Origin of the sequence: Gilliamella sp. GillExp13, from assembly GCF_001690815.1 — a bacterium.
Taxonomy (GTDB): domain Bacteria; phylum Pseudomonadota; class Gammaproteobacteria; order Enterobacterales; family Orbaceae; genus Gilliamella; species Gilliamella bombi.
This window is the reverse complement of the sequence record NZ_LZHJ01000090.1, coordinates 1-8,237: the sequence shown is the minus strand read 5'-3', so window position 1 is coordinate 8,237 and position 8,237 is coordinate 1. Positions and strand designations below refer to the sequence as shown.

Annotated in this window: 7 protein-coding genes, 2 rRNA genes and 1 pseudogene; 5 read left to right on the top strand and 5 right to left on the bottom strand. The window is 36.3% G+C overall.

Features of this window, described 5'->3' with window-relative positions; translation table 11 throughout:
* The 3 genes from A9G37_RS06225 to A9G37_RS06215 all read left to right on the top strand — a co-directional run.
* Window positions 1-668, top strand: a 23S ribosomal RNA gene (locus A9G37_RS06225); the annotation flags it as partial.
* A 139-nt stretch (window positions 669-807) separates the two neighbouring features.
* Window positions 808-923 (top strand): 5S ribosomal RNA (gene rrf, locus A9G37_RS06220).
* Between the two features lie 159 nt (window positions 924-1,082).
* On the top strand, window positions 1,083-1,505 hold the full coding sequence (locus A9G37_RS06215) for a hypothetical protein (RefSeq protein ID WP_081297678.1): 423 nt from the start codon (window positions 1,083-1,085) through the stop codon (window positions 1,503-1,505).
* Window positions 1,506-1,605: 100 nt separating this feature from the next.
* Here the strand turns inward: A9G37_RS06215 and A9G37_RS06210 are convergent, their stop codons facing one another.
* The 3 genes from A9G37_RS06210 to metC all read right to left on the bottom strand — a co-directional run bounded on the left by A9G37_RS06210 (window position 1,606) and on the right by metC (window position 4,845).
* Window positions 1,606-1,965, bottom strand: coding sequence for a hypothetical protein (locus A9G37_RS06210; protein ID WP_065574943.1), 360 nt, complete (start codon window positions 1,963-1,965; stop codon window positions 1,606-1,608).
* Between the two features lie 316 nt (window positions 1,966-2,281).
* On the bottom strand, window positions 2,282-3,601 hold the full coding sequence (tilS, locus tag A9G37_RS06205) for a tRNA lysidine(34) synthetase TilS (RefSeq protein WP_065574942.1): 1,320 nt from the start codon (window positions 3,599-3,601) through the stop codon (window positions 2,282-2,284).
* Between the two features lie 62 nt (window positions 3,602-3,663).
* The gene (metC, locus tag A9G37_RS06200; protein ID WP_034911199.1) at window positions 3,664-4,845 is read right to left on the bottom strand and encodes a cystathionine beta-lyase; all 1,182 of its coding nucleotides are present in this window, start codon (window positions 4,843-4,845) and stop codon (window positions 3,664-3,666) included.
* A gap of 120 nt (window positions 4,846-4,965) precedes the next feature.
* Between metC and A9G37_RS06195 the strand changes: the two genes are divergently transcribed.
* Window positions 4,966-5,583: a 4'-phosphopantetheinyl transferase family protein gene (locus tag A9G37_RS06195; protein ID WP_051634192.1), complete on the top strand. Its 618-nt coding sequence runs from the start codon at window positions 4,966-4,968 to the stop codon at window positions 5,581-5,583.
* A 50-nt stretch (window positions 5,584-5,633) separates the two neighbouring features.
* Here A9G37_RS06195 and A9G37_RS06190 read toward each other — a convergent pair whose 3' ends face one another.
* The gene (locus A9G37_RS06190; protein ID WP_065574941.1) at window positions 5,634-6,407 is read right to left on the bottom strand and encodes a tyrosine-protein phosphatase; all 774 of its coding nucleotides are present in this window, start codon (window positions 6,405-6,407) and stop codon (window positions 5,634-5,636) included.
* A gap of 103 nt (window positions 6,408-6,510) precedes the next feature.
* Between A9G37_RS06190 and pepB the strand changes: the two genes are divergently transcribed.
* Window positions 6,511-7,791: an aminopeptidase PepB gene (pepB, locus tag A9G37_RS06185; protein WP_065574940.1), complete on the top strand. Its 1,281-nt coding sequence runs from the start codon at window positions 6,511-6,513 to the stop codon at window positions 7,789-7,791.
* Window positions 7,792-7,819: 28 nt separating this feature from the next.
* Here pepB and A9G37_RS12555 read toward each other — a convergent pair.
* Window positions 7,820-8,237, bottom strand: a pseudogene (locus tag A9G37_RS12555) (transposase); the annotation flags it as partial.

Sequence of the window (8,237 nt, the reverse complement as noted above, 5' to 3'; positions counted from 1 at the left end):
CTGGTGGGTAGTTTGACTGGGGCGGTCTCCTCCCAAAGAGTAACGGAGGAGCACGAAGGTTAGCTAATCCTGGTCGGACATCAGGAGGTTAGTGCAATGGCAAAAGCTAGCTTGACTGCGAGAGTGACGGCTCGAGCAGGTACGAAAGTAGGTCATAGTGATCCGGTGGTTCTGAATGGAAGGGCCATCGCTCAACGGATAAAAGGTACTCCGGGGATAACAGGCTGATACCGCCCAAGAGTTCATATCGACGGCGGTGTTTGGCACCTCGATGTCGGCTCATCACATCCTGGGGCTGAAGTAGGTCCCAAGGGTACGGCTGTTCGCCGTTTAAAGTGGTACGCGAGCTGGGTTTAGAACGTCGTGAGACAGTTCGGTCCCTATCTGCCATGGGCGTAGGAAAATTGAGAGGGTTTGCTTCTAGTACGAGAGGACCGAAGTGAACGCACCGCTGGTGTTCGGGTTGTGATGCCAATTGCATTGCCCGGTAGCTACGTGCGGGATAGATAAGTGCTGAAAGCATCTAAGCACGAAACTAGCCTCGAGATGAGTTTTCCCTGAAGAGATTCAGTAAGGTCCGTTTGAGACTAAGACGTAGATAGGTCAGGTGTGTAAGTGTAGTGATACATTGAGCTAACTGATACTAATGAACCGAGAGTCTTAACCTTACAACTCGGAGTTGTTTTGGGTTACGTGGTAAAGAGTTGATAAAAAGTTGAGAAAGCAGTTTGTTCCGGATTGAGAGATGGGTATTGATATGAGATAATGGTAGAAGATATCAATACTAATTGAAAGAGACAGGATATGTCTGGCGGTAATAGCGCGGTGGTCCCACCTGACCCCATGCCGAACTCAGAAGTGAAACGCCGTAGTGCCGATGGTAGTGTGGGTATTACCCATGTGAGAGTAGGGTGCCGCCAGACTTTTAAATATAGAGCCCAGCAGTCATGCTGGGCTTTTTGCTTTTTGCACAAAACTTATTTGTAGTGTATTTTTAGTTTATTCGATGTTTATTATACGTTTTGACAATAGGTGTTCTCACCGATGATATTGGTCGTAATTTATAAAGATAGGTTATGATAATGAATGAAGAATGGGAACCTATATTTCAAATAGAGTTAATGGATATTATTAACAGTCTAAATATCAAAAAATTGCATGTTGGCTCATCTGATTCACTTATTTATGAAATTATGGGAGAGCCAGAATTAGCTGTCACAAGACTGAATAGAAAATCAAAAATATTTAGTCATCTATATGGCAATGTCAATATTCTCTCTGAAAATAACACGATAATAAGTATAAATATTGATATGCATGGTTTTAGAAAAAAAATGGTAGTTCTTGGTAGAATAAATAGCTGGAAACTTGATAATTGGTTAGAGTTATCAAAAATAAAAGATTGGCGTGTAAATAAATTTTGTGATGTGGTTCGACTTGAAGGAAAAGGAATAGTTATTTGTTTATTACCGAATGGAGAAGTAGGGATGATTTCTCTTTCTTGAATGGTTTTTAATCACTGATGTTGAGTAGTAATTTGCGAAAATACTGTAATGAATATTGGAGTTTGTCGAGGTAAATGCGCACATACAGATCATGTAAAAATTATCGCTTGCTGAGTGGAGTAACTTCGGCAGGAGTCCAAATTGACCGTTTCCATTGTATGAAGTTATTAGTTAGAATTTCTTTTATGTAACTTTCAAATTTAGAATTAAAGTATTTATCAGATGTTATTGTTATTTTAAGAGTATAATGTTCATCACATAATAACTCACTAAGCCTATCAATTTTGTCGATAACGGCAATACTAAAATTATCCAATTCCGCTCTGGCAATATAACGACCTTTTTCATCTTTACAGGATAATTTACATTTAAATGCCAATTCTACCTTAGCCAGCATTTCTTCAAATGAATTATTACTATCAATTAATACAAAAGTTAACCATCTTTCATTTATTTTCATAACTCTGTTATCCTAGAAAAATTTAATGCTGAAAATATTAAAAAACAAAATTAACCTCTTGTTATAAACAATAGATATGACGTTTATATCATAAAGAAAAAATAACTGCCACTGATTTGATTAAACGCTTTATGGTCAGTTATCCGACTATTTATAACTAGCCTAAGAAAGCCCGATTGAAGCTTTTTATTCCTTTAATCTGTAAGAATGAATGTTCTTAAACCATTATTTATAGCTAGTCAAAGTTGAAAAATCCATCAAAACTAAATTAAGTCAGCAAGCTAAACGCTATAACAAAACCTATTAGGGTATAAACTTATAGGTTATTCTTTACAAGAATAAAACCGATTTGTGTTCCTTTTCCTTGTTTGGTAACAAATGCGCCAACTGCGCAAATCAGTTGTTCGTTGTAGTAAATCAGAGGAATTCGAGTTCGCATCCATGGTGGAATATTATGCTCTTGCCATAGTTTTTTTATTGATCGTGAACCATGACGATTAACAATTTGAAATTTTCCTTGAGCATGGAATCGTACGGTGATTTTTTCATCTGCTTGTGGTAAGCGACAACATAAATCAGTTTGATAATTAACTTGTAATTCGCCAACATTATCTGGAAGTGTTAATGGCAACGCTAAATCCCAGTTTAGGATTTGCTGTTCAATATCTTGATATAATGCTAACAAATAAAGTTGATTTTGATAACGGCGAACTTGTTGGTTATTAAAGATAAATTTCGGATTGGCGTCTTCTTTTGCTAATGCAACGGTTTGCCAAATTAATGTTATTTGTTGGCGTGTTGGCATATTAATATGATTGTGTTTAAACCACATGCGTAAAATTGCATTTCGTTTATACTCGGAATAGTCCATTAATGGTGCAATAGCCAGTTGATTTTGTTCGGTGATAACTTGCTTAAACTCTACCAATAATAACTCATTAATTAACGTTTCTTGTTGTTGACATAATTCCGCACTGCGTGCAACCATTTGCGAAAAATGTGGCCAGCGTTGATTAAGAATTGGTAAGACTTTTAAGCGTAAAAAATTACGCTCGTAGTGATCATCTTGGTTGCTTTCATCTTCTATCCAATTGAGTTGATGTTTATTCGCATAGGTTTCAATTTGTGATCGTGATATTGTTAATAACGGTCGAAGATGTTGTTGATTTTCCCTTGGCATTGCGGACAATCCCGCAGGTCCACTACCACGTTTCAAAGCCAAGAAGAAAGTTTCACATTGATCATCAAGATGTTGAGCTGTACATAACGTTTCATCATCTTTTAGATGGCGATATATAGCTTGGTAACGTGCATTTCTAGCTTGCTCTTCAATATTACCCGCTATGGGATCAAGTCTGACTTTTTCAATAATTATTGGAATTTGCCATGTTTGACATTGTTGCTTGCAATGCATTTCCCAGTTGTCAGCATTGCTACTCAAACCATGATGAATATAGATCGCTTTTAGTTCTAAATTTGGTAACAATTGTTTTTTAAGCTTAACAAGCACATGCATTAATACCGTTGAGTCAACACCACCACTATATGCAACCAGTAGCGCTTTGTGGTGTTTTATATTATGAAAAACTGTTTGTTTTATTATTTCGTCACACGTGATTTGGTTTTGATTATTCATCTTCTACTTAATTATGCTAAACTAAACATTCGTAATGCATTGGCTTTATATAGATTCATTTTTTATAGCTTGATTCTGTCTAAACCAGTACCAAGATCGGCGATTAAATCATCGGGATCTTCAAGCCCTATATGAAGACGAATTAAAGTTCCTTTAAAATCAATACCAGATACAGGTCTAATTTTTGCTAGTTCTTCGGGTTGATTAGCTAAAATTAATGATTCAAAACCGCCCCATGAATAAGCCATTGAGAAATAAGTTAAGTTGTCAATAAAATCAGATAATTGCTCGTCAGTTAATCGATCTTTGAGTACAAAAGAAAATAATCCACTGGCACCTGAAAAATCTCGTTTAAAATACTCATGCCCCTTACAACTTTCTAATGCTGGGTGATTGACGGTAGCAACTTTAGGATGATGGGCTAACCATTTTGCTACTTTTATGCCATTTTCGTGGTGTTGCTTTAATCGTATTGCTAATGTTCGCAATCCTCGTGTGGCTATATAAGCGGTATCCGCATCGCACATTTGTCCCATTAAGTAAGAACGTTCGCGTAATTTTTCCCAACAGCGTTTGTTAGCAACAGCAGTGCCTATCATGGCATCAGAATGGCCGATTAGATATTTAGTACCTGCTTGTATTGAGATATCAATATCATGATCTAATGCTTTGAATAATACGCCGGCGCTCCATGTATTATCGATCATAATAATAATTTCTGGATTGATGCTGCGAATTGCTTTAACCATTGAAGGAATATCATGAATTTCCATCGTAATTGAGCTTGGTGATTCTAAAAATACCACTTTGGTATTGGGTTTAATTTGATTTGTAATATTGTGACCCACTAATGGCGTAAAGTAATCTGTTTCAACACCAAAATTTTTTAAAATTTGCTGACAAAATTCTTGAGTAGGTTCGTAAGCAGCTTCAGACACTAATATATGATCGCCAGCTTGAACAAAAGCTAAAATAGCATTAGCGACGGCAGCTGCGCCACAAGGGTATAGATAGCAACCAGCTCCACCTTCGATTTCAACCATCGCATCTTGTAGCGCAAAATGAGTTAATGTACCACGGCGTCCATAAAATAATGCACCATTAGCACGGTTTTTGGTTGCTTCTTTTTTTGTTTCAATTGAATCAAAAACCAATGATGATGCACGTTGAATAACCGAATTAACAGCGCCTTGCGTATAACGCTTTTTACGTCCTGCATGAACTAATTTTGTTGGTAATGACATAATGATACACCCTTGCTACTAATTATTAAGGTTGATATTTTTATTAATTTTGATAACAGTTAGCATAGCATGCTGTTAGAATAGTAAAAAATAAATTTTATTAATATTTTCTTGCCAATTATGCTAATTTCTCAACTTGCTTGTCTTAAGGATGCTGACATTGATTTTTCACTGTTGCCTCAAACTCTTCTTGATGAAGCGAATAATTTAAGTGGCCAACGTAAAAAACAGTTTTTAGTTTGCCGATCAATTTTGGCTCATTTGCTTAAACAATACTGTGATATTTCGATGTTACCTGTTATTAAGGTTGGTGATAATGGTCGCCCCTCTTTTTTAGAGCCACACTTACCAGATTTTAATATTAGTCATAGCCAAGATTGGGTAGCAGTTGCGATTTCGTTAGAAGGTAAGGTTGGTTTAGATATCGAAGTAGCACGTCCACGAAAAAATTATTTGAAAGTAGCTAAAAATTTTTTTGCTGATGACGAATATCAATGGATGACTAAACAAGATGATACATTAAGAGCCTTTTGGCAACTATGGACATTAAAAGAGTCTGCATTAAAGCTTTATGCTAAAGGAGTTTGGCAAATAAAATCGGTTAACGTCGACTTAAAACAGCAGATGATTATGGCGCCTTTTGCACAAGAATTTTATTATCAATATCGTCAAGTGGGCGATGTTCACCTATCGGTGAATAGCAATCAACCGATCTCTAAATTAATTTTGTTGCCTTAATACAATGTTTTTCCGTTATCTATTATGGCGCAATGATGGCTTGTTATTCATTAAATTAGATAGATATCTTGAATTCTTTTTCTATTAGTCTCGTTTAATTGATATTCCTGTGATAACCAATTGTCAATTGTACCGTGACGTGTTTTAATTGCATTCAGTGCTGCAGTTAGATACTCTTTTTTGGCAGCAAAAATTAATTTGCGTTTTTCAAACTCATCAGGCGTCATTTTATGTTGGTATTGGCTTAATAGATTTTCACAATAATCTGACAATAGCTGTTCTGTTAGTAAATAATCTTGCATGACAGTTTCTTCACTAACACCCAAAGCAAACAATGTTAATGCAACGCCAACACCTGTACGATCTTTACCAACAGCACAATGTTGTACTAATGGTCTACCTTGTGAGTTTAGTAGGATTGAGGAAAGTTTTTGATATGCTGCGTTATTAAATGGTAGTAGCTGGTAAAGCTTAATCATAAAATCAAATGGAGCATTTTTTTTAAGTGTTTGGTGAGCATTACCTAAATCACTTGTTAAACTTGCGGTGATCGTATTGCTCAACGGATTAGCTGGTACATTAATATAATAAGTATTTTGCCATAATTTATCTGGATTTCGCTCAATTTCATCAGGATCGCGATAGTCTAAAACGTAGTGCAGATTTAGCTGATTAGCTAAAAAAAATTGCTCTTGTTGTGTAATAAGCGAGAATGCGCCTGAGCGGTATAGTAGGCCCGATCGAATTTGACGTCCATCAATTGTTTTGATTCCACCTAAATCACGAAAATTAATCCCATTTTTTATCGGTACAACTGATGCCATAACCCGTCCTTATTTATTTTTAACTTTACTTGCTATATTAACATGTTTCTGATTAGAATTAACTCATTGTTATGTTGTTTATCAATTTTTTGAGGTTTTTACTATGTCGATGTTATCTGTTTTACTAACTGATAAACCTGCACCAAAACAGTGGGGAAAAGATGCATTGCTGAGTTTTTCTAACGAGGCGATTACTATTCATTATAAACCGGAACATCGCTTAGGGGCGATTCAACGTGCAGGTCGCAAGTTAGATAACCAAGGAATAAATTTGGTTAAACTAAGTGGTGAAAATTGGGATCTCGAAGCTTGTTGGCATTTTTGGTTGGGCTATCGTAATGCCAAAAAAAGTACAAAAGTAACTTGGTCAGAACTCAACACCAAAGACAAACAAGAATTGAAACGTCGTATAGAAATTATTGATTGGTGTCGGGATATTATTAATGAACAAGCTGAAACATTAAGTCCTGTTGAGTTAGCCACACGAGCAGCTAAGTTAATTAGCACTTACTCATCTGCTGTCACTTACAACATCATTTCAGGTGAAGCTTTAAGAGAGCAAGGTTATATGGGCATTTATACGGTTGGAAAAGGTTCGGATCGGCCAGCGGCTTTGCTTGAACTAGATTATAACCCAACCCAAAATTCTAATTCACCGATAACGACATGTTTAGTTGGTAAAGGTATTACCTTTGATTCAGGAGGATATAGTTTAAAACCAAGTAATTTTATGGAGTCAATGCGCTCAGATATGGGGGGGGCTGCATTAGTAACAAGCGCATTAGCATTAGCCATTGCGCGCGGTTTAAATCAACGTATTAAACTTTATCTATGTTGTGCCGATAATTTAGTAAGTGGCAATGCGTTTAAATTAGGCGATATTATTCGTTACCGTAACGGTAGAACGGTTGAAGTTGATAACACTGATGCAGAAGGTCGACTAGTTTTGGCTGATGGTTTAATTTGTGCTGATAATGATCAACCTCATTATATTATTGATTGTGCAACACTGACTGGAGCGGCTAAGATTGCGGTAGGGAATGATTATCAGTCATTACTTTCGTTTGATGATAAATTTGTTAATCAATTGTTAGCTAGTAGCGATATTGAGCATGAAGCTTTTTGGCGATTACCATTAGCCGAGTTTCACCGTTCGCAATTCCCATCATCATTTGCTGATATAGCAAATTCAGGTATACCTAATACTGCTGGAGCAAGTACTGCTGCGGCTTTCTTATCGCATTTTATTAAAAATTATCAAAAAAATTGGCTACATATTGATTGTTCTGCAACATTCCGTAAAAGCGCCACAGCTTTATGGGCAACAGGGGCAACAGGTATTGGTGTGAGGACAATTGCTAATTTACTTAGTCAGCTTAAATAAAACAAAAAACCACTTTTAAAAAGTGGTTTCAGATTGATGACAAACCTCGATATAATTCGGGGTTTATTTTTTTATTTAAACCATAAATAGGATTTTTAATTTTGATTTTATTAAATAAATTAAAAAATAGCTTAAAAAAACGTAACAAAAATAGCTTTATCGCTATTTTCTTGATATTTTGAGCCGTTGCGGCCAATAAACACTGTGCGCTCTTCCTCTAAATCGTGCATAGCGATGTCCGTGGTGTTGTTTAGCATCAGCAAAGCTGCGCTCTATGGTCTCTTTTCGTCGAGCATAAACTTTTTTACCCCACTGACTTAAACGAATTTCGTTGGCCTTCTCTTTATCTGCTTCCCAGATATGGCGTGTGATGACTTTCTGTGTATTTTTACTCTGTGTACACTGTGACAATAACGGACAGACTTTGCAGGTTGTTGCATCAGAAT

Bases quoted from the DNA above. Each gene is read 5' to 3' on its own strand.
- A9G37_RS06215 (WP_081297678.1), top strand. From the start codon at position 1,083: ATGAATGAAGAATGGGAACCTATATTTCAAATAGAGTTAATGGATATT.
- A9G37_RS06210 (WP_065574943.1), bottom strand. From the start codon at position 1,965: ATGAAAATAAATGAAAGATGGTTAACTTTTGTATTAATTGATAGTAAT.
- tilS (WP_065574942.1), bottom strand. From the start codon at position 3,601: ATGAATAATCAAAACCAAATCACGTGTGACGAAATAATAAAACAAACA.
- metC (WP_034911199.1), bottom strand. From the start codon at position 4,845: ATGTCATTACCAACAAAATTAGTTCATGCAGGACGTAAAAAGCGTTAT.
- A9G37_RS06195 (WP_051634192.1), top strand. From the start codon at position 4,966: ATGCTAATTTCTCAACTTGCTTGTCTTAAGGATGCTGACATTGATTTT.
- A9G37_RS06190 (WP_065574941.1), bottom strand. From the start codon at position 6,407: ATGGCATCAGTTGTACCGATAAAAAATGGGATTAATTTTCGTGATTTA.
- pepB (WP_065574940.1), top strand. From the start codon at position 6,511: ATGTCGATGTTATCTGTTTTACTAACTGATAAACCTGCACCAAAACAG.